Here is a 20,416-nt window from a genome sequence, read left to right as displayed (position 1 = left end):
AGTGCCCGAACTCGCCACCGTCCTCGCCGGCCTGACCGACGCCTTCACGCTGCACAACCTGCTGTTCGTGCTGGCCGGCGTCACCATCGGCCAGATCGTCGGCGCGATCCCGGGGCTGAACATCCTGATGGCGCTGGCCATCGCGATCCCGCTGACGCTGACGCTCGACACGCTGACCGCGGTGGCCTTCCTGATCGGCGTGAACAAGGGCGGCACGGTGGGCGGCGCGATTCCGGCGATCCTGCTGAACACGCCCGGCACGCCGGAAAGCGCCGCGACGGCGCTCGACGGCCACCCGATGGCGAAAAAGGGCCGGCCGCTGAAGGCGATGAAATACGGGCTGTATTACTCGGTCTTCGGCGATATCTCGTCGGACATCGTGCTGATCACCGTCTCGGTCCCGCTGGCGATGGTCGCGCTGAAGATGGGGCCGGTCGAGATCCTCTGCCTGATGATCTTCGCCTTCACCATCATCACCGGGCTGGTGGGCAACTCGATGGTCAAGGGGCTGATCGCGGCGACGCTGGGCTTTCTGCTGGCCGCCATCGGGCTGGAGCCGGCGCAGGGCACGCCGCGCTTCACCTTCGGGATGCTGGAGCTCTACGACGGGCTGCCGCTGTCGGCGATGGCGGTGGGCTTTCTGGCGGTGTCCGAGATCTTCCACCAGATCGCCCGCTCGACGCGCGCGCAGTCCGGCGCGGCCACGGTCTCGATGCGCTCGACCGACCCCGCGGACCGGCGCGTGACGCTGCGCGAGGTTCTGGCGAACAAGTACGTCGCGCTGCGCGCCTTCCTGATCGGCACCGTGATCGGCGCGATCCCCGGCCTGGGCTCGGCCACGGCGGGGTTTCTGAGCTATTCCATCACCAAGCAGGCCGCCAAGGATCCCGAGAGCTTCGGCACCGGCGACCCGCGCGGCATCGCCGCCTCGGAATCGGCGAATTCCGCCGTGGTGGGCGCCAACCTGATCCCGCTTCTGACGCTGGGCATCCCCGGCAACATCGCCGCGGCGCTGCTGGTCTCGGCCTTCATCATCCACGGCATCCAGCCCGGCCCGCTGCTGTTCGAGCAGCAGGGCCAGCTGATCTACGGGCTGTTCGGCGCGATGCTGATGGCGAATCTCTGCAACCTCGGGGTCGGCCAGATCGGCATGCGGCTCTGGGCCTTCGTGGTCGGCGCGCCGAACACGGTGATCTATCCCGGCGCGCTACTGCTTTGCGTGACCGGCATCTACTTCACCGAGGGCGGGCTGTTCGGCGTGATCGTCATGCTGGTCTCCGCCGTCTTCGGCTACCTGATGAAGACCTTCGGCTACTCGGTGGTCGCCTTCATCATCGGCTTCGTGCTGATGGCACAGCTGGAGCGGTCGCTTCTGCAGACCATGCTGATCACCGACTCGAACCTCTGGGTGGTGTTCCAGCACCCCATCGCCGTGGTGCTGCTGGTGCTGTCGGCGGTGTCGGTCCTCTATCTCGGCCCGAAGCGGAAGGGCGCCCCGCGCGCCGGCTCGGAAGCGGAGGTCGAGTGACCCGCGTTCATCGGGCCGTCGCCGCGCCCCGGGCGCGACGCGCCCTCTTCACGCCCCCCGGCCGCCGCGCGGACACCCACGGACAGGGCACGGCCAGTTAGCGCTATCTGCAGCGATTTCAGCTACTTGACACCCTGTCCAACCTCGGACACCTGCCGCCGCCGGCCGAAGTCCAGCACTTTCGCCCCGATCTCGCCGGCGCATTCCCAGCCGGCGCAGACCCGGCCGCCGGCCAGGTCGTGCGCCTCCGCCAGCCTTTCGCCCAGCGCCGCGACGATCTCCGGCAGCCGCTCGCGGAAATAGAACCGCTCCGTGGTGAACAGCTGCACCGGGTGCCGCGCGGCCCGCAGCCCCTCCAGCATCGGATACTGCGCCAGCGCCGTCAGCGCCTGCCACCGGTTGCGCCCGCACTCGATCTGGGCCCGGTTCACCCGGTCCATCCAGTCCACCGTCGGGTGCAGCGGCGCGTGCTTGGGATCGTTCTCCAGCATCCACTCCACCGTCCGGAGCGCGCCGAAGCCCGAGGGGTCCGCGGGCCGGTATCCGGCCTTGAACGGCGCCAGGATTTCTTCCGGCGTGCCCCGGTTCACCGGGCAGTTCACCAGCGCGATCCAGTCGACGCGCTCCGGCCAGCCCTTCGATATCTCCAAGGCCACCGCCGCCCCCGTCGCCTCGCCCAGCACCGCCGCGCGGGCCACCCCGGCGGCGTCCATCACCTCGACGACGGCCCGCGCGTAGTCGGCGATCGTCGGCTGCCAGTCGATGTGATCCGAGGCGCCGTGGCTCGGATAGTCCGGCGCGACCGCCCGCATCCCCGGCGCCAGCGCCGCCATCATCTCCAGCCACAGGGCCGAGCTCTGCTGGTTCGCGTGCAGCAGCACGACGGGCGGCCCGGCCCCGGCCTCGCGCCAGTGGAGGTGACCGAAGGAGGTCTCGGACAGGTGCCGCCGGACCCGCAGCGCCTCAGCGGAGGAATTCATCCATCCGCTCCAGCAGCGCGTCGCGCCCCCGCTCGGGCCGGTCCAGCAGGATGTAGTGGGTCGTGTCGGGCGGGTTCCAGTAGACCACCGCCTCGGCATTCACCAGGTCGTCGATGAACGCCTCCATGTCGGCGGGGCGCGAGAGCTTGTCGTACTCGCCGCGCACGATCATCACCTTGCAATAGACCTGCGTCGCGCTGAACAGCGTCTCCACCCGCGCGGCCATGGTGTAGAGATCCTCCAGCATGCCGTTGGGGCTGCGATACATCGGCGGGTCCATCTCGGCGCCCTTCGGGTCGCCGTCGATCAGCGCCTGGCGGAACGCCTGGAACATCGCCGGGTCGCGCCAGGCGTCCTTGTCCGCGATGGGGATCTGCTCGTTCCAGTGCCGGTCCAGAAGCTCCAGCCCGTTCCAGGCGTAGTTGCCGAAATCCTTCTTGTTGAACCGTCCGGGATGCTCGGGGTCGTCCCATTTCGAGCCGATGTGGAATTCCGGATGCCCCGACGCGCCGCCGTAGATCATCATGTAGGGCACGATATGGCTGACCTTCTCGGGCCAGAGCGCGGCATACATCGCCACGATGGTGCCGCCCACGCCCCAGCCCAGAAGCCCCACCTTCGCCTGCCCGGTGGCCGCGATCAGGTGATCGGCGGCGGCGTCCACGTCGCGGGTGATCTCGATGGAGCGCGCCAGCGACTTCGCGTAAGGTGCCGGCGGTTCGTCCATCTCGGCCGGGCGTTCGGACCGGCCGAAGCCGCGGGCGTCGAGGATGTAGACCACGTGCCCCTTCGCGGCGAGATCGGCGGCGAGCGAGCCGTTCGGGACGTTAAGGTCGAACTCGCTGAGCCCCGGAATGCGGGTGCCGTGCAGCAGGATCATCGGCACCCGGTCGGCGGGGCCGTCCGGCCGGACCTCGCGGATCGCCACCTTCACCCCGTCCACGCAGTCGACGTGGAAATCCTTGCGCGTTATCGCCGTCATTCGCGGTTCTCCCCAAGATTGCCGGGCGAGCCTAGCAGCCGCTGCCGCGCGCCCCGCGGCACGCGGCGCGGTATTTCAGGGACTGAAATCCGGGGCCGGTGCGGCGTCGAGCGTCAGCGTCGTGGTCCAGAAACAGACCCCGCCATCCGCCTCGAAGGCATGCCGGTTCAGGAGGCTCAGCCGCCCGTCCCCGCCGATCCCGAAGACCGCGAGGCCGGGCGGCACGCGCCGCACCGCGCCGTCCGAGCGGATCCAGAACGGCTCCTGATTGCCGACGACCAGCGCCCGTCCCGCGGCGTCCATGCCGAAGGTGCGGGGAAAGATTCCGCCCGTGTCGACCTGCTGGATCGGGCGCGGTTCGCCGGTCTCCGGGTCCAGCGCGAAGGCCGCGACGGTGTTGGCGCCGCCGACGAAGACGGCGCGGTCGCCGTCGGGCTCGGTCTCCCAGGCCCGGTTGGTGACATAGAGAAAGCGGCCGCCGGGATGCACATGCACCGCGCTCGCCAGCTGCCGCGACCGGCCCGTCGGCGCCTCCGCCAGCGTGCCGGCGACGTGGCGCGGGCGCGGGCCCGGCAGGCCACCCGCGATGTCGTAAAGCTGCACCTCGTTCTGCGCCTCCAGTACCAGGTACATCCACGGCCGCGTCGGGTGGAACGCGACATGCCGCGCCGCGAAGCCCTGCGCCCCGTTGCGCACCCCCCGCCAGGCGGGTGCGCGCGCCGGGTCTGCGCCGATCCGCCCGCGCGGCGACAGCCGCCCGGCGGCATAGCCGAACAGGTCGAGGCAGCCGGCGGGAATGCCCGCGGGGTCGTGCGCGCAGGCCGGCACGAAGGCCACGTCGCCGCGCGGCGACACGCGCACCTGATGCACCGTCGTGCCGAAATAGAGCGGATCCTGCGGCACCTCCTCGGCAACCGCGCCGGCGGCGTCGAGCCGGTGGACCGTCACGTCCGACGGCGCGTTGTAGGCGATCAGCAGGAACGCCTCCCCGGCGTCGAGCGTCGCGAAGAGCGGCCGGTTGCGCAGGCGCACCGGCTCTTGCAGCGGGGTCAGCCGGCCGTCGGTGCCGATGGCATAGGCGCGGACGAAATGGTCGGGCCGCTTCGGCGCCGTCATCGGGCCGGAGCCGCTCGTCACCACGTAGAGCCGGCTGCGCGCCCGGTTGGCCCAGCCGTGCTGCACGACCTCGTCGCAGTGCAGCTCCTGCCGCCGGGTCAGGGCGCCGGTGCCGGTGTCGAGCCCGAAGACCCGCAGCAGCGGCCCGAGCGAGGCGTAGACGACATCGCGGCCCGCCATCACGCGCCCCCGTCCGCCCAGGCGCGGAAAGCGTCGCGCATCGCCACGGTTTCGGTCAGCACGTCCTCGGTATAGCCGTGCGGGCCGACCGGGTGCAGGTACTCGATGGCCAGCGCGCCGTCGTAGCCCGCCTGGCGCAGCGCCGCGAAGAACGCGGGAAAGTCGATCGTGCCCTCGGCCATCCGCGCCTGCAGCGCGCCCGGGCGGGCCTGCCGCAGATGGACATGGGCGGCATGGGCCGCCAGCGGCTCGATCGTCTCCTGCGGATGGCCCAGGCAGATCAGGTGCGACGGGTCCAGCGCCAGCCGCACGCCGGTCCGGTCGACCAGCGCGCGGACGGCCGCGGGGCTGTCGGCGACGGAATGGACGACGGGCTCGATGCAGAGCTCCGCCGCGAAATCCCGCGCCACCGCCAGCAGCGCCGAGAGGCTGTCGGCCGCCGCCTCCAGCGCCTCGGCCCGCGACTGGCCCGGATTGACGCGGCCGGGCAGGACGAAGACCGTGCCGATCCCGGCCGCGTCGCAGAAGGTCAGCACCTGCGCCAGATCGCGCGCATTGGCCTCCACGCTGCCCGGCAGCGCGAGGTTGCGGTCGGCGTGATCGGCGCCGAAATGGTGGAAATAGTTCGGGCAGGCCACGCCCAGCCGCCGCACCCGGTCGGCCGCCGCCCGCGGGTCGGCAAGGATCTCGGCCTTGTCGAGCCCCGGGCGCCCCTTGGTACTGATGTCCAGCGCGCCGATGCCCAGCGCAAGCGCCACCTCCGCCGCCTCCGGCAGCGTCAGGCGGGGGACCGACCAGGAGGCGAGCGACAGGCGCACGGCCCCTACGCCTCGTCCCTTGCCGGCGCCGCACCGCGGTCCGGCGGGTCGCGCCGGTCGCCCTTGGCACGCCGGCGCGGGCCGAGATAGAGGATCGACACGATCGACAGCGCGAACAACGCCAGCGCGATCGGGTGGTTCAGAAGCTCCGACCACTCGCCGTTGGTCAGCAGGATCGTCTGGTTGATCGAGCGCTCCAGCATCGGCGTCAGCACGAAGGCGACGATGAAGGCGATGATCGAGTAGCCGAAGACCCGCATCGCGTAGCCGAAGACGGAGGCCACGATCATGATGACGATGCCCAGCGTGCCGCCGGTGGCGAAATACATCCCCGTCGCGCACATCAGAAGCGCCCCGGGATAGACCACCGAGGCCGGCGCCGACACCACCCGCGCCCAGAGCCGCATGCCGAACTGCCCGACCGCGAGGTTGCAGAAATTGGCGATCAGCATCGCGCCGAACAGCCCGTAGATCAGCTGGCCCTGCTGCTGGAACAGAAGCGGCCCCGGCTGTACCCCGTGGATGATGAAGGCCGACACCAAGAGCGCCGCGGCGATGTTGCCGGGAATGCCCAGCGTCAGAAGCGGGATCATGTTGGCGCCCACGACCGAGGAATTGGCCGCCTCGGAGGCGGCGATGCCGCGCGGATCGCCGGTGCCCAGTTTCTCGGGATCCTTCGCGGACTGCTTGGTGATGGAATAGCTCAGGAACCCGGCCGTGGTGGAGCCGAGCCCCGGGATCGCGCCGATGACCGTGCCGATCAGGAAGGCGCGGAAGGCCACGTAGCGGTTGGCCAGCAGCTCGCGCAGCGTCAGCCGCTGGCTGCCCTTGTCGCGGAAGGTCAGCGCCGCGCCGACCACGTCCTGCCCGCTCTGCGCGCCGCGCTCGGACAGCCGGATGAAGATCTCCGACACCGCCAGCATCCCGATCGTCAGCGCCGTCAGCGGCAGGCCGTCCAGCATCTCGACCGAGCCGAAGGTGAAGCGGGCCGAGCCCATCGCCGGGTCGATCCCGACCGAGGCCAGCAGGAAGCCCAGCGCGACCGAGATCAGCCCCTTGATCATCGACTCGCCCACCAGCCCGACGATCACCGTGAAGGCCAGCATCATCAGGAAGGTCACCTCGATCGGCCCCATCTTCAGCGCCACCAGCGCCAGCGGCGCGGAGACGGTGATCAGCACGATGTCCGACGAGATGTCGCCGAAGACCGAGTAGTAGAGCGAATATTTCATCGCCTTGCCGCCATAGCCCTTGCGGGCCATCGGGTGGCCGTCGAGCGCCGTCGCGGCGCTTTCCGGCGTGCCGGGCGTGTTCAGCAGGATCGCGGGGATCGCCCCGCCGACCGTGCCGCCCTTGTTGACCGAGATCAGGAAGGCGACCGCGGTCAGCGTGTCCAGCGTGAAGGTCAAGGGGATCGCGATGGCCAGCGCCATCAGGATCGACAGCCCCGGGATCGCGCCGGCCAGCTGGCCCACGGCCACGCCCAGCACGATGTACATCAGGTTGGTCAGCGTGAAGACGTCGGCGAACCCGGCGAGGATGACGGACAGCTCGGGCATGTCTCGGCGTTCTCCTTTCAGGGAAGCGGGCGCTGCAGCACCTGCTCGAACAGAAGCCAGGTCCCCACCGGCAGAACGACGATCACGACGCCCAGCCACAGCGGCCGCCGCTCGCCGGTGATCAGGCAGACGGCGGCCATCAGACCGATGGAGACGGGCAGATAGCTGAGCTCGTCGATCAGCAGCATCGCGACCAGCGTCGCCGCGGCCGCCGCCGCGAACAGGCCCAGCTTCTTCCCGCCGGGCAGCTCGGACCTGGTCTTCACCAGCACCATCTGCAGCACGCCCAGCAGGATCAGCAGGCCCGCCGCGATCTGCGGAAACAGCGCCGGGTTGGGAAAGACCAGCAGCCCCGGCACCGTCTGCACGTTCGCCGGGATCGCGTAGGCGAGGAGGAATATTCCGAAAAGCGCGAATATCCCTCCCAGCAACCGGTCAATGGTCATGACTGGCCCGCCCGCCCGATCACTCGGAATACAGCGCGTCGTAATACTCCGCGCCCTTCTTGATGAAGGCCACCGCGCCCTCGGGGCCGAGGTTCAGCGCCTCGTTGTTGAAGTTCTTCATCAGCGCCGCGTAGCCCTCGGACTGCATCCCCTCGTCGATCGCCTGCTGCAGGCAGGTGCGGATCGCCGGGTCGACGCCCTTGGGCAGCGCGAACAGCACATGCGCGCCGGCGACGACGTCCAGCCCGTATTCCGTCAGCGTCTTGGCGTCCGGCGCATAGGGCACCCGCTTGTTGGTCAGCGTGGCGAGCTGCACCATGTTGCCGGCCTGGATCTGCTGGATGTGCTGGCTGCCCTGGATCGTCGCATCGACATGGCCGCCCAGCGCGGATTGCAGCGCGTCCGACGCGCCGCCGCCCGGCACCGGGATCAGGGTCACGCCGTAATGCTCGCCGATCTGCCTGACCACGTTCTCCAGGTGGATGGCCGAGGTCGAGATCGTCGCGCGCCCGTTCTCGCGCGCGTAGTCGATGAACTCTTCCAGGTCGTCATAGGGCGCGCTTTCCAGTGCGACGAGGCCGAAGATCACCTCCATCGCCGTGGCCGGATAGTCGAAATCCTCCCAGGTATAGTCGACGCCTTCGTTGGCCGCGGGGTCGATGGTGACCGCGTTGGTCGAGCTGACGCCGAGGAAATAGCCGTCGGGCTCTTCGTCGGTCAGCGCGGTCATCAGCACGTCGCCCCCGGCGCCGGGCCGGTTCGAGACGACGATGGTCCAGTCCTGCTGCTGCTCGATCTCGCTGGCCAGCCGCCGCGCGATGGCGTCGGTGCCGCCGCCGGCGGCATAGCCGACGACGAACTCGATCGGTTCCGAGGGGTAGCCCTCGGGGCATTCGGCCGCCGCGACCGCGGTCGCGCCCATGGCGGCGGAGCACAGCGCCGCCGTCATCGTCAGGTGTCGTGTCATGTCGTCCTCCCGTTGGTGTCCTTTCCGCAGCGCGTGCGGGCGGTCGGCCCGTCACCTGCGGATGCCGCGTCTTCGGCACGGACCCAGACTACGAACTCCGCCGCACCGCGCCCCACGGCTTTGGGCCGCCTTTTCACGAACTGAAATCCGCCAGGTTGGTCGCGCGGGCGCCCGGGCGACGAAGGTCGCCCTGCCGTGCGATGGGCCCTGCCCCGCCGCCGCGGCTGCGCACCGGCCGCGGCGACCCGTCGGGTGTGTGCTTGCACGCACCGTTTTCGGAAGGCGTTTGTCACCCGAAGGTGGCGGATGCGCACACGCGGCGTGGTGCGTGCGAGCACGCACGTGTCGACGAAGCGATAATCGTAGCCGTCGCCGGCCGCGCTCAGCCGGCCGGCCGTCGGGGCCGGGAAATGCACCGGCAGCAGCACGCTTCGCCGCTCGGCCGCCTCCTGCAGCACCGCGCGCCGCGAGCGGGCGGCCAGGTCCGGATCCCAGCAGACCCGCGTCGACCAGTCCGGCGCGTGGCATTGCAGAACCGAATGCACCATGTCGCCCAGCACCAGCGCCTCCTGCCCGCCGCTGGAGATGCGGATGCAGACGTGATGCGGGGAATGGCCGGGCGAGGGCACCAGCGAGACGTACTCGTCCAGAACGTGCCCGTCGTCGACCAGCAGCGCCTGCCCGGCCTCGGCCACCGGCAGGCAGTTCATCTCCCAGATACCGCGCGAGACCCGCGGCAGCTCGGCCCCGGAGCGGGCCAGCTTCTCCCAGTAGCGGTACTCGGCGCGGCTGAAGACGTAGGTGGCGTTCGGGAAGGTCGGCACCCATCGGCCGCGCTCCAGCCGGGTGTTCCAGCCGGTGTGATCGACATGCAGATGCGTGCACAGCACAAAGTCGATATCCGCCTCGGACACGCCCGCCGCGTGCAGCCCCTCCAGCCAGGCGGCGGTGGGATGGGGCATCGGCTCGGGCCGGAACTTGTCGGCGCCGCAGCAGGTGTCCACCAGGATCAGGTGGCGCGGCGTGCGCACGAGGAACGTCTGGAACGCCATGACGATGCGTCCCGTGGCGGCGTCGAAATGCCCCGCCGGCAGATCCGGCAGGTGCCGTGCCAGGCGCTCCGCGTCGAAGCCGGTGAAGAAGTCGGCCGCCACCGGCCCGGGCTTTTGGTATTCCATGATCGCCGAGAGGCCGACCGCGCCGATCCGCAGCGGCGCCATGACCCGGAACGGGGGTCCGGCGGCGGTCACGCCACCGCGGCCCGTTCCGCCTCGAGCGCGGTGGTCATGCGCGCGATGCTGTCGCCGATGGCGCGCGAGGCCGACTGAAGCTGCGGCACGTAGGTCTCGACGATCTGCTTCCGGCTCACGGCGCTCGCGTAATAGGTCAGCCCGATCGTGGCGATCACGGTCTGCGAGCCGGGCTGGTAGATCGGCACCGCCACGCTGGAGGACGCCTCCGGCGTCGCGGTGGCGACCCGTTCGGAAAAGCCCTCGCGCCGGTCGGTCGCGATCAGCTGCTCGACCGAGCCCGGCGCCCGCATCAGCGCGCTGTCGGGATGCTCGGTCGTCTCCAGAAGCCGCATCGTCATCGCCCGCTCCTCCGGCGGGCAGAAGCTGAGGAACGCACGGCCCAGCGCCTTGCTGACCAGCCCCAGCCGTTTGTGGATGATCGCGTGATACGGCGTCACCGCCGCCTCGGGCGCGGTCGTGTAGCAGATCATCACCGCCTCGCCGTCCGGCACCGCGATGGCCGCCGGCCACCGGTGCACCCGCGTCAGCGCCAGCGCCCAGGGGCGCCCGGCCTCCACCACCATCGGCCCGCCGTGGAAGCCGCAGCTCAGCGCGGTGACCTGGCTGGTCACGCGATAGCCCTTGTCCCATTCCTCCTTGGCGACGTAGCCGGCCTTCACCAGCGTCTCCAGGAACCGCACGATGGTCGATTTCGGCAGGCCCGTATGCTTGTGGATGTGATCGAGCGTGCAGACCCGCTGGCGGTTCAGCACCACCAGGATGTCCAGCGACCGCAGGGCGGAATTCACCGGCGAATAACAGCTCATGCCCAGTCCTCCTCCGCCGTCCCGGCTCAGGCGATCCGCTCCCATGTCAGGTCGCGGTAGTTGACGACCCCGTCGATCTCCACCGGCGGCGCGGTCAGCGTCACCCGATTCCCCTCGATCCGCGCCGGCCGCGTCTGCAGCGTGCCCACCCGCTCCGGCGGGAGCGAGCCGTCGACCCGCGTGCGCAGGGTCTCTCCGTCGAACGTGTAGCGCCCGGTATAGGAGCTGTACTCCCGCGCCCGCCCTTCCGGCAGTTCGTCGCGCCCGTCGCTGATCACCACCATCATCCGGTGGTCGTCGTTGAACGTGATCAGCCCCATCTTCCGCGGCCCGTAGGAGGACGGCAGGAGGTTGCCGTCGGCGTCGGTGTTGGTGATCTCCACCAGCCGCCACACGCCGATCAGCAGGTCGGAGCGGTCCTCGGCCATCACGCCTCCTCCCTCGCGGGTGCGAAATCGAACGCCTGCGGGTCGGGCGCGCGCGTCAGTTCCCAGTATTCCACCAGCTTCCAGGGCGAGTTCGTGGTGATCCGCCCGTCGCGGTTCTTGTACCAGTTGGTCAGCCCCGGGTCGGACCACACCATCCGCTCCAGCCGCGCGTCCATCTCGGCGTTGTAGGCATCATGCGCGTCCTGCCGCACCTCCATCGCCGCGCCGCCCCGGTCGAGCAGCAACTCCAGGCAGCGCAGGATGTAGTGCACCTGGCATTCCGCCTGGAAGATGATGCTGCCGCCATGGGCGAGGTTCGTGTTCGGCCCGTAGGTGACGAAGAAGTTCGGGAACCCCGGCACGCAGATGCCCAGATAGGCGCGCGGATCGTCGTCGCCCCATTCGCCGCGGATCGTGCGGCCGTCCCGGCCCTCCACCGCCATCGGATAGATCATCCGGCTGGCATGGAACCCGGTGGCGAAGACGATGGCGTCCACCGGATGGCGCGCGCCGGTCCGGTCGACGATGGCACCCGGCTCGATCCGCTCGATCCCGTCGGTCACCAGGGCCACGTTGTCCTGCTTCAGCATCCGGTACCAACCGCCGTCGCGCAGCGACCGCTTGCCGAAGGGCGGGTAGTCGGGCAGCACCTTGTCCCGCAGGTCCGGCCGGTCGGCGATCTCGCTGTCGAGATAGGCGGTCCAGATCTGCCGGATCTCCTCGTTCAGCGCCGAGACGGAGCGTTCCTCGGAGGTCCAGTCCGGATCCATCATCAGCGCGTCGTGAACCCCGTCGCCATAGGCCCAGAACAGCAGGAACCGGAACCACTCGGCGTAATAGGGCACCTCGCGCAGCGCCCATTTCACCGCCTCCGGCACCGGCGTCTCGTAGTTGTGGCGCGGCAGCACCCAGGGGGCGGAGCGCTGGAAGACGGTGAAATGCGCCGCCGTCTCGGCCAGCTTCGGCCCGGCCTGCAGCCCGCTCGCCCCGGTCCCGATCATCGCGACGCGCTTGCCGGCGAAGTCGTAGCCGTGGTCCCAGCGCGCCGTGTGCATCACCGCGCCCGCGAACCCGTCGAGCCCCGGCAGCGGCGGGATCGCGGGCTGGTTCAGCTGGCCGACCGAGCTGATCACCGCGTTCGCCGTCGCCTCGCGCCGCCCCTCGGGCGTGTGGATCGTCGCATGCCACAGGCAGGTTTCGGCGTCGTAGCGCAGCCGCTCCACCTCTTCGCCGAACCGGATCCGGCCCAGCACGCCGTAGCGCTCGGCGCAGTCCCGCAGGTAGCCCTTCAGCTCGCCCTGCTTGACGTAGTACCGCGACCAGTCGTGGTTCAGCGCGAACGAGTAGCAGTAGAGGTGATTGGCCGAATCCACCCCGCAATCGGGATAGGTGTTCTCGTGCCAGACCCCGCCCACGTCGTCGTTCCGCTCGATCACGTCATAGGGGATGCCCGCCGCGCCCAGCTTGATCCCCGCGCAGATGCCCGAGGCGCCGGCGCCCACGATCAGCACCCGGAACCCTTCCGCCCGCGCCCGGGTCGCCGTGTCGGCGGCGGCCAGCGGCGCCGGCGCCTTGCGGAACCCCAGATCGTCCAGCAGCATCGGCACGTAGCGGTCCGACACCGTCTCGCGGCAGAAGGCGTTCAGCATCCGATGCAGCCCCGCCTCGCCCGTCACCGCCGGCGCCGGCCGCGGCGTCTCGGCCACAAGCCGGGCCAGCCGGCCGCGGATTTCGCCGGCCTGCGCCTCCGGCACCGGATGCTCGAACACGCCGGGCTTCGCGAGGTTCGGGGTCACGCGGCCCAGAAGCTCCATGTCGCCGGTCAGCTGCACCAGCACCATCAGCAGGACCGAGATGTCGCACGCTTCGAGCCGGGTTTCGATCTCCGCCTGTCCGGGCGAAGGGGCTATGGCAGTCGCATGGCGCATGGCGTCGTGTCGGGCTTTCGTATCTGAATCGGCGTTGCGGAGGTCAGGCTAGTCCGATCGGCCACGACCGGAACGGGCGACAGAGAGCCATTTCACATACTGAAAATGGCCGCCCCCCGCGTTGGAGTCGGACGCCCCGCGGCCGTCTTCTCCGGGCAGGCCCACCGGATCGAGGACACGCCCGCATGACCCTGCCCCGCCCGCTCGTCGACGCGCATTTCCATGTCTACACTCAGGACATGCCGCTGGCCGACGGCGCCTGGCACCACCCGGGCGAGGACGCCTCGGTGGCGCGCTGCCTGGACATGCTCGACCGGTTCGGCGTGACGCTGGGCGTCGTCTCGGCCGCCAGCCTCTACGGCACCTACAACGACTATGTCCTCTATGCCCTGCAACAGCATCCGCGGCTCCGGGCCACGCTGATGCCGGATCTGGGCTGGGACATCACCCAGCTTTCCGCCTATCACGCCGCCGGGTTTCGCGGCGTCCGCTTCCTGTGGCGCCCGCGCGAGACGCGCCCCGACATCGACAGCGAACCCTACCGCCGCCTGCTGCGCCGCTGCGCCGATCTGGGCTGGCACGTCCACCTCACGGACAGGCCGCACCGGATCGACGGCACGATCCGCGCCATCGAGAACGCGGGCTGCGACGTGGTGCTCGACCACCTGGCGCTGATCGACACCGAGGCCGGCGTGAACGACCCCGGCTTCCGCGCGGCGCTGGCGGCGGTGGAGCGCGGCCGCACCTGGGTGAAGCTCTCGGGCGGCTTCCGCTTCCTGCAGCCGGGCCTCGCCGACGCCGCCGCGCGCGACCTGGTGGCCGCCGCCGGCTGGGAGCGGATGGTCTGGGGCAGCGACTGGCCCTTCGCCGGCTTCGAGGACCGGGTGAGCTACGAAAGCACCCTCCACGACCTCGCCCGCTGGGTCCCCGACCCGGCGATGCAGGCCGCGGTGACGGCGCACACGCCGGTGAAGTTCTTTTTCACCTGAAGGCGCGCGCGCCGCCGGCGGCGTCGAGCGCAGGGCCGCAGGCGGCCCGCGTTGCCGAAACGCCATATGCCGGCTCTGCAAGGGATCCGCGACGGCCCGCCGCCGGACCGCGCCGGAGATGGCGGAGCCCTGTATGAGCCCTGCCGATCACGATCCGCCCGCGCGCCCTTGCATGGCCCGGCGCGGACCGTCACGTCTGGGGCATATGGCCAAACACGGAGGTCGTCATGCATTTGCACCATGTCTTCCGGGCGCGGCCGCTTCTGACAGCGCTCTTCGCGGCGCTGGTTGCGGCTCCGTCCGCCATCGCTCAATCCAACAGCATGCAGGTCACGCCGCCGGTTCCGATCGAGCCCTTCGAGGGCCGGTGGAACACCAATCACGGCGAGTTGCGCCTGCACCAGGTCCGCCGCGATCCGGCCAGCTACATCATCGGCGATTATGCGAACCGCGGCATCATCGTCGGCCTCGTCTCGCCCGACGGGCAATGCGCCCACGGCGTCTTCACCAACGGCGCCGAAAGCGGCGGTTTCCAGTTCGTGCTGGACCAGGGGGGCGAGTTCAGCGGCCTCTGGGCCTGGCACGGCGAGCCGCCGGCCGGCGAATGGACCGGCACCCGCGTCGGCGACGCGCCCCGGCAGCTGAGCGGCTTCACCCGCGGCGGCGGCACGCTGCAGGTCATCGACCAGCCGCGGGCCATCATGTCCGGGCTTTACGACAGCCGGCACGGCACGCTGGACCTCGCCTCGCGCGACCTGTTCCTCTGGGGCGCCTATGCCGACAAGGGGATCATCGCCGGGCAATGGGACGGCAACGGCTTCGTCGGGCAGTTCACCAATGACGGCCGGGTCGGCTGGTTCGATTTCGACGTGCTGTCGAAGACCGGCACCGTGCGCGGCGGCCAATGGGGCTGGCACGGCGAGGGCAAGCGCGGCGCGTGGACGCCCTCGGACTACACCGGCCAGGTCACGCCGATCCTGGACGCGGTGGATGTCGGCGGCCACCTGAGCTGCTGACCGCCGGCGCCGCCCCGGCCGGACCGGGGCGGCGCGCGATTCATGCCCGTCTCATTCGGCGGCCGAGACCGCCCGGCCGGTCATCACCTTGACCAGATGCGCCCGGTAGTCCGGCGTCCCGTGCAGATCGCCGATCATGCCGTCGGCCGACACCGTCAGGCCCGAGATCGCCTCCGCCGAGAAATTCGACGACAGCGCCTGCTCGGCCTCGGTCCAGCGGAACACGCCGTCCTCGGACGCGCCGGTCACGCCCACGCGCACCTCGTCGGAATGCTTGGCGACGAACACCCCCACCAGCGGAAACCGCGAGGCGGGCTGCTCGAACTTCTGGTAGTTGGACTTTTCCGGAATGTTGAACTTCACGACCGTGATCAGCTCGCCCTCTTCCAGCGCGGTGGTGAACATGCCCTCGAAGAAGTCGTCGGCCGCGATCTCGCGGGCGTTGGTCACCACCGTCCCGCCTGCAGCCAGCAGCGCCGCCGGATAGCAGGCCGCCGGGTCGTTGTTGGCCAGCGACCCGCCGATCGTGCCGCGGTTGCGCACCGCCGGATCGCCGATCTTCGCCGCAAGCCCGGCGAGCCCCGGAAAGGCGGACGCCGCCTCCTTCGCCACGGTCCCGTGGGTCGTCGCGCCGCCGACGGTCATCACGCCGCCGTCGGTGCTCACCCCCTTCATCCCGTCGATGTCATGGGTCGAGACCAGCACCGCCGGCGCCGCCAGCCGCTGCTTCATCGTCGGGATCAGCGTCTGCCCGCCGCCCAGGGGCTGGGCATCCTCGGCCGCCAGCGCGCTGACCGCCTCGTCCACGCTTTTCGGTTTCACCAGTTCGAAGTCGTACATCGGTTCATCTCCCTGCGAAGACTCTGCATCTTCTTCTCGTTCACAAATACGCAAATCCCGGCGGCCGACGCCAGCGCCGCCGCCGGGAGATCCGTCACTGCATCGCCGCCCAGACCCGCGCCGGCGACAGCGGCATGTCGATATGGGTCACGTCCTTGCCGCCCCGCTGCAGCGCGTCCACCACGGCATTGACCAGCGCCGGCGGCGAGCCGATGGCCCCCGCCTCGCCGCAGCCCTTCACGCCCAGCGGGTTGTGGGTGCAGGGCGTCTGGCAGGAGTGATCCACCTGGAAGCTCGGCAGGTCGTCGGCGCGCGGCATGGCATAGTCCATGTAGCTGGCCGACAGGAGCTGGCCGGTCTCGTCATAGGTGCAGCCCTCCAGCAGCGCCTGGCCGATGCCCTGGGCCAGCCCGCCATGGACCTGGCCCTCGACGATCATCGGGTTGACGACATTGCCGAAATCGTCCGCCGCGGCGAACCGGTCGACGCGGACCTTGCCGGTCTCGGGGTCGACCTCGACCTCGCAGACATAGGCGCCGGCCGGGTAGGTGAAGTTCGACGGGTCGTAGAACGCCGTCTCCTCCAGCCCCGGCTCGATCTCGTCCAGCGGGTAGTTGTGCGGCACATAGGCGGCGAGCGTCACATCGCCCCAGGCGATCGACTTGTCGGTGCCGGCCACGCTGAACTGGCCGTCCTTCAGCTCGACGTCCTCGGGCGCGGCCTCCATCAGGTGGGCGGCGATCTTCTTGGCCTTGGCGATCACCTTCTCGGCGGCGCGCACCATGGCCGAGCCGCCGACCGCGATGGAGCGCGAGCCGTAGGTGCCCATGCCCATCGGCGTGTTGGCGGTGTCGCCGTGGACGATCTCCACCTGGCTTTCGTCGATGCCGATCATGTCGGCGATCACCTGCGGGAAGGCGGTCTCGTGCCCCTGCCCGTGGCTGTGGCTGCCGGTCATGACCACCAGCCCGCCGGTGGCGTTGACCCGCACCGTCGCCGACTCGTAGAGGCCCGCGCGCGCGCCCAGCTGACCGACCAGCTGCGACGGCGCGATGCCGCAGGCCTCGATATAGCTGTTGATGCCGCGGCCGCGCCACAGGCCCTTCTTGGCGCTCTCGGCGGCGCGCGCCTCGAACCCGTCCCAGTCGGCCATCTCCAGCGCCCGGTCGAGCGTGGCATTGTAGTCGCCGGTGTCGTATTCCACCGCGACCGGCGTGGCATAGGGGAACTCGGTCACGAAGTTGCGGCGGCGCAGCTCCACCGGGTCGATCCCCATCTCGCGCGCCGCCTTGTCGATCACGCGCTCCAGCTGGAAGGTCGCCTCGGGCCGCCCGGCGCCGCGATAGGCGTCGACCGGCACGGTGTTGGTGAAGACGGCCTTCACGTTCACGTAGATCAGCGGCGTGCGGTAGTTGCCCGCCATCAGCGTGCCGTGCAGCCAGGTGGGCACTGAGGTCGAGAAGGTCGACAGATAAGCGCCCATATTGGCGTAGGTCTCGGTGCGCAGCGCCTGGAAATGGCCCTCGGCGTCCAGCGCCAGTTCGATCCTGGTGACGTGGTCGCGGCCCTGGGCGTCGGACAGGAACGCCTCGGAGCGGCTGGACACCCATTTCACCGGCCGTTTCAGCGCCTTGGCGGCGAAGGTGCAGAAGGCTTCCTCGGCGTAGTGGAAGATCTTGGAGCCGAAGCCGCCGCCCACATCCGGCGCCACCACGCGCAGCTTGTGCTCGGGGATGCCGAGCACGAAGGCGCCCATCAGGAGCCGGATGACATGCGGGTTCTGCGAGGTGGTGTAGAGCGTCGATTCGTCGGAATGCGCCGCATAGTCCCCGATCGCCACGCGCGGCTCCATCGGGTTGGCGACGAGCCGCTGGTTCACGAGCTCCAGCGTGGTGACGTGATGCGCTTTCTCGAAGGCCGCGTTGGTGGCTTCGCGGTTCTCCTCGACGAAACCCCAGTCGTAGCAGAGGTTCGAGGTCAGGTCCTCGTGCACCTTGGGCGCATCCGGCTTCAGCGCGGCCTTCATGTCCATGACGGCCGGCAGCTCCTCGATATCGACGGTGATCTGCTCGGCGGCGTCGCGCGCCTGTTCGTAGGTCTCGGCGACCACGGCGGCGATCGGGTCGCCCACATGGCGCACCTTGCCCTGGGCCAGGACCGGGTGGGCCGGCTCCTGCATCGGGTTGCCCTCGCGGTCGGTGACCTGCCAGCCGCAGGGCAGACCGCCCACGCCCTCGAAATCGGCGCCGGTGAAGACGCGCAGCACGCCCGGCGCGCTTTCGGCGGCCGAGGTGTCGAGCCCGTTGATCTTCCCATGCGCCACGTCCGAGCGCAGGAAATGCACGTAGGCCTGGCCGCGGATGTTGATGTCGTCGGTATAGCGGCCCTTTCCGGTCAGGAACCGCACGTCCTCGCGCCGCTTGCTGCTGGCGCCTATCCCATGATCCTTCGGCATGTCCTCTCCTCCCTGAGAAAACGAATTTTCGTCGAAAATTCGGGCCGCCGCGCCTATTCGGCCGCGATCGCGGTCACATCCTGCCCGCTCGCGGCCATGATCGCCTTCACGATGTTGTGGTAGCCGGTGCAGCGGCAGATATTGCCTTCGAGGTAGTCGCGCACCTCCGCCTCCGACGGCTTGGGGTTGTCCTTCAGAAGCGCGGCCGCCGACATCACCATGCCGGGGGTGCAGAAGCCGCATTGCAGGCCGTGGTGGTCCTGGAACGCCTGCTGAATCGCGTTGAGCGAGCCGTCGGGGTTGGCCATCCCCTCGATGGTGGTGACCTCGGCGCCGTCCGCCTCGCCGGCGAACATGGTGCAGGCCTTCACCGCCTCGCCGTTCACATGCACGACGCAGGCGCCGCATTGCGAGGTGTCGCAGCCGACATGCGTGCCGGTCAGCCCCAGCTCGCCGCGCAGGAACTCGACCAGAAGCGTGCGGCCCTCCGCCTCTCCCGACGCAGGCTTGCCGTTCACGGTCATGGAAATCTTGGACATCGTCATACCTCCCTAGATCGGATTTGCGGCGAGCTAAGCACGGCGCCGCGGCTTTGGGAACAGCGATCTGCGCCGCGCGCGAAATTTAACCGGTGCCCGCCCCGCCCGGCAAGCGCCCGGAAAGGCAGGGAAAGACCGCGCTGGCCTCGGCGCGTGGCTGCGCTATTCTGCCGCCCGACGCCACCATCCCGGGACCCGAGATGCGACAGTTCCTGCCGATTTCCGCGCTGCTTCTGGGCTCGGCCTTCCTGCTTTTCGCCGGCGGCATCAACGCGCTGATCCTGCCGGTCCGGGGCACGGCGGAGGGTTTCTCGTCGCTGGCGCTGGGCCTGCTGGGCACCGGCTGGGCCCTGGGCTACGTCACCGGCTGCCTGTTCACGCCGCGGCTGGTGGCGCGGGTGGGGCATATCCGGTCCTTCGGGGTGATGTGCGCGCTGGCGGCGATCGCGATTCTCGCCTCGCTGCTGATCCTGACGCCCTGGGCCTGGGTGCCGCTCCGGGCGATCTCGGGGGTCTGCTTCGCCGGCGCGGCGATGATCGTGGAAAGCTGGCTGAGCGAGCGGGCGGCCCCGAAGGACCGCGGCAAGGTCTTCGGCATCTACACGATGGTGAACCTGGTGGCCTCGACGGCGGGGCAGCTGGTGCTGACCCTGGGCGACACGCGCGGCTTTCTGTTCTTCGTGCTGGGCGCGATCTTCTACAGCCTCGCGCTGGTGCCGACGGCGGTGTCCTCCTCGGCCTCGCCCAACCCGCTGGTCAATGTGCGGCTCGATCTGCGCGGGCTCTGGCGCAACTCGCCCGTGGCCGTCTTCGGCGTGTTCCTGGTGGGCATCTCCAACAGCGCCTTCGGCACGCTGGGCGCGGTCTATGCCGAGCGGGTGGGGCTTGCGCTGTCCAGCATGGCGCTCTTCGCCTCGCTGCCGATCCTCGCCGGGGCGCTGGCCCAGGTGCCGGTGGGGGCGCTGTCGGACCGGACCGACCGGCGCTGGGTGCTGGTCGGGCTGGCGGCGCTGGCGGCGGCGACCGACGCGGCCTTCATCCTGCTGGCGCCGACGAGCCTGTGGGCGAATCTGGCGCTGGCGGCGGCGTTCGGGGCGGCGGTCTTCTCAATGTACCCGGTGATCCTGGCGCATGCCAACGACCACGCCGCCGAGGGCGCGGCGATCCAGACCTCCGGCGGGCTGCTCATGATCTTCGGCGTGGGCGGCATCGCCGGGCCGCTGATCGCCGGTCTCGGGATGACCCGGATCGGGGCGGCGGGGCTGTTCTGGACCTCGGTGGCGGCGCATGTCCTGCTGATCCTGTTCGTGATCTGGCGGATCAGCGTCCGGGCCGGCCTGACGGAGGCGCAGAAGGGCCATTTCACCGCGACGCCGATGGGGCGGACCACCACGCCGGAGACGGCGATGCTGGCCGCGACCGAGGAAGAGATGCAGGACGAACTGGAGGACGCGGCGGAAGCCGAAAAGGGGCCGTGACTTCGGCGCGCGCTCGCCTATCTGGTAACAAATCCGCGGGATCGTGCTATTTGTTGTAGCCGAGTCACCTCTTGCGGACGTAGGTTATCAACAACTCCGCCAGACGCG

Annotated in this window: 18 protein-coding genes; 4 read left to right on the top strand and 14 right to left on the bottom strand. The window is 69.9% G+C overall.

Annotated features, from left to right (window positions below; all coding sequences use genetic code 11):
* Nucleotide 1 precedes the first annotated feature (1 nt).
* Complete coding sequence (locus tag P1J78_RS06880) at nucleotides 2–1,528, top strand: tripartite tricarboxylate transporter permease (protein WP_275566594.1); 1,527 nt, start codon at nucleotides 2–4, stop codon at nucleotides 1,526–1,528.
* A 122-nt stretch (nucleotides 1,529–1,650) separates the two neighbouring features.
* On the opposite strand, the gene P1J78_RS06875 is transcribed toward P1J78_RS06880, so the two are convergent.
* From P1J78_RS06875 to P1J78_RS06825, 11 genes are all read right to left on the bottom strand, one after another.
* On the bottom strand, nucleotides 1,651–2,508 hold the full coding sequence (locus tag P1J78_RS06875) for an alpha/beta fold hydrolase (RefSeq protein ID WP_275566593.1): 858 nt from the start codon (nucleotides 2,506–2,508) through the stop codon (nucleotides 1,651–1,653).
* The gene (locus P1J78_RS06870; protein ID WP_275566592.1) at nucleotides 2,492–3,490 is read right to left on the bottom strand and encodes an alpha/beta fold hydrolase; all 999 of its coding nucleotides are present in this window, start codon (nucleotides 3,488–3,490) and stop codon (nucleotides 2,492–2,494) included. The genes P1J78_RS06875 and P1J78_RS06870 overlap by 17 nt, the downstream gene beginning before the upstream one ends.
* A 75-nt stretch (nucleotides 3,491–3,565) precedes the next feature.
* Nucleotides 3,566–4,786, bottom strand: coding sequence for a lactonase family protein (locus P1J78_RS06865; protein ID WP_275566591.1), 1,221 nt, complete (start codon nucleotides 4,784–4,786; stop codon nucleotides 3,566–3,568).
* Nucleotides 4,786–5,604, bottom strand: coding sequence for a sugar phosphate isomerase/epimerase family protein (locus tag P1J78_RS06860; RefSeq protein ID WP_275566590.1), 819 nt, complete (start codon nucleotides 5,602–5,604; stop codon nucleotides 4,786–4,788). The genes P1J78_RS06865 and P1J78_RS06860 overlap by 1 nt, the downstream gene beginning before the upstream one ends.
* 5 nt (nucleotides 5,605–5,609) lie before the next feature.
* Nucleotides 5,610–7,163, bottom strand: coding sequence for a tripartite tricarboxylate transporter permease (locus P1J78_RS06855; RefSeq protein WP_275566589.1), 1,554 nt, complete (start codon nucleotides 7,161–7,163; stop codon nucleotides 5,610–5,612).
* Nucleotides 7,164–7,180: 17 nt separating this feature from the next.
* Nucleotides 7,181–7,609, bottom strand: coding sequence for a tripartite tricarboxylate transporter TctB family protein (locus tag P1J78_RS06850; RefSeq protein WP_275566588.1), 429 nt, complete (start codon nucleotides 7,607–7,609; stop codon nucleotides 7,181–7,183).
* 19 nt (nucleotides 7,610–7,628) lie between these two features.
* Nucleotides 7,629–8,576 (bottom strand): tripartite tricarboxylate transporter substrate binding protein, encoded by a 948-nt coding sequence (locus P1J78_RS06845; RefSeq protein WP_275566587.1) that lies wholly within the window; start codon nucleotides 8,574–8,576, stop codon nucleotides 7,629–7,631.
* Nucleotides 8,573–9,826, bottom strand: coding sequence for an MBL fold metallo-hydrolase (locus P1J78_RS06840; RefSeq protein ID WP_275566586.1), 1,254 nt, complete (start codon nucleotides 9,824–9,826; stop codon nucleotides 8,573–8,575). The genes P1J78_RS06845 and P1J78_RS06840 overlap by 4 nt, the downstream gene beginning before the upstream one ends.
* Nucleotides 9,823–10,635 (bottom strand): helix-turn-helix domain-containing protein, encoded by an 813-nt coding sequence (locus tag P1J78_RS06835; RefSeq protein ID WP_275566585.1) that lies wholly within the window; start codon nucleotides 10,633–10,635, stop codon nucleotides 9,823–9,825. The genes P1J78_RS06840 and P1J78_RS06835 overlap by 4 nt, the downstream gene beginning before the upstream one ends.
* 26 nt (nucleotides 10,636–10,661) lie before the next feature.
* Nucleotides 10,662–11,063 (bottom strand): lipocalin-like domain-containing protein, encoded by a 402-nt coding sequence (locus P1J78_RS06830; protein ID WP_275566584.1) that lies wholly within the window; start codon nucleotides 11,061–11,063, stop codon nucleotides 10,662–10,664.
* Complete coding sequence (locus P1J78_RS06825; RefSeq protein WP_275566583.1) at nucleotides 11,063–12,991, bottom strand: flavin-containing monooxygenase; 1,929 nt, start codon at nucleotides 12,989–12,991, stop codon at nucleotides 11,063–11,065. The genes P1J78_RS06830 and P1J78_RS06825 overlap by 1 nt, the downstream gene beginning before the upstream one ends.
* A gap of 185 nt (nucleotides 12,992–13,176) precedes the next feature.
* Here P1J78_RS06825 and P1J78_RS06820 point away from each other — a divergent pair, with 185 nt between their 5' ends.
* Complete coding sequence (locus P1J78_RS06820; protein ID WP_275566582.1) at nucleotides 13,177–13,980, top strand: amidohydrolase family protein; 804 nt, start codon at nucleotides 13,177–13,179, stop codon at nucleotides 13,978–13,980.
* Nucleotides 13,981–14,207: 227 nt separating this feature from the next.
* Nucleotides 14,208–14,996 carry a hypothetical protein gene (locus P1J78_RS06815; protein WP_275566581.1) on the top strand — a complete coding sequence of 263 codons (789 nt, stop codon included), beginning with the start codon at nucleotides 14,208–14,210 and terminating at the stop codon, nucleotides 14,994–14,996.
* 51 nt (nucleotides 14,997–15,047) lie between these two features.
* Here the strand turns inward: P1J78_RS06815 and P1J78_RS06810 are convergent, their stop codons facing one another.
* From P1J78_RS06810 to P1J78_RS06800, 3 genes are all read right to left on the bottom strand, one after another.
* On the bottom strand, nucleotides 15,048–15,836 hold the full coding sequence (locus P1J78_RS06810; protein WP_275566580.1) for an FAD binding domain-containing protein: 789 nt from the start codon (nucleotides 15,834–15,836) through the stop codon (nucleotides 15,048–15,050).
* A gap of 94 nt (nucleotides 15,837–15,930) precedes the next feature.
* Nucleotides 15,931–18,291 carry a xanthine dehydrogenase family protein molybdopterin-binding subunit gene (locus P1J78_RS06805; RefSeq protein ID WP_275566579.1) on the bottom strand — a complete coding sequence of 787 codons (2,361 nt, stop codon included), beginning with the start codon at nucleotides 18,289–18,291 and terminating at the stop codon, nucleotides 15,931–15,933.
* 53 nt (nucleotides 18,292–18,344) lie between these two features.
* The gene (locus tag P1J78_RS06800) at nucleotides 18,345–18,830 is read right to left on the bottom strand and encodes a (2Fe-2S)-binding protein (RefSeq protein ID WP_275566578.1); all 486 of its coding nucleotides are present in this window, start codon (nucleotides 18,828–18,830) and stop codon (nucleotides 18,345–18,347) included.
* 200 nt (nucleotides 18,831–19,030) lie between these two features.
* Here P1J78_RS06800 and P1J78_RS06795 point away from each other — a divergent pair, with 200 nt between their 5' ends.
* A complete protein-coding gene (locus P1J78_RS06795; protein WP_275566577.1) occupies nucleotides 19,031–20,308 on the top strand; it encodes an MFS transporter in 1,278 nt (425 codons plus the stop codon).
* The last annotated feature ends 108 nt before the right edge of the window (nucleotides 20,309–20,416 follow it).

Origin of the sequence: Psychromarinibacter sediminicola, from assembly GCF_029168335.1 — a bacterium.
GTDB lineage: Bacteria > Pseudomonadota > Alphaproteobacteria > Rhodobacterales > Rhodobacteraceae > Psychromarinibacter > Psychromarinibacter sediminicola.
Note: the sequence above shows the minus strand (reverse complement) of the source record. Positions and strands in the feature narration are given on the sequence as shown.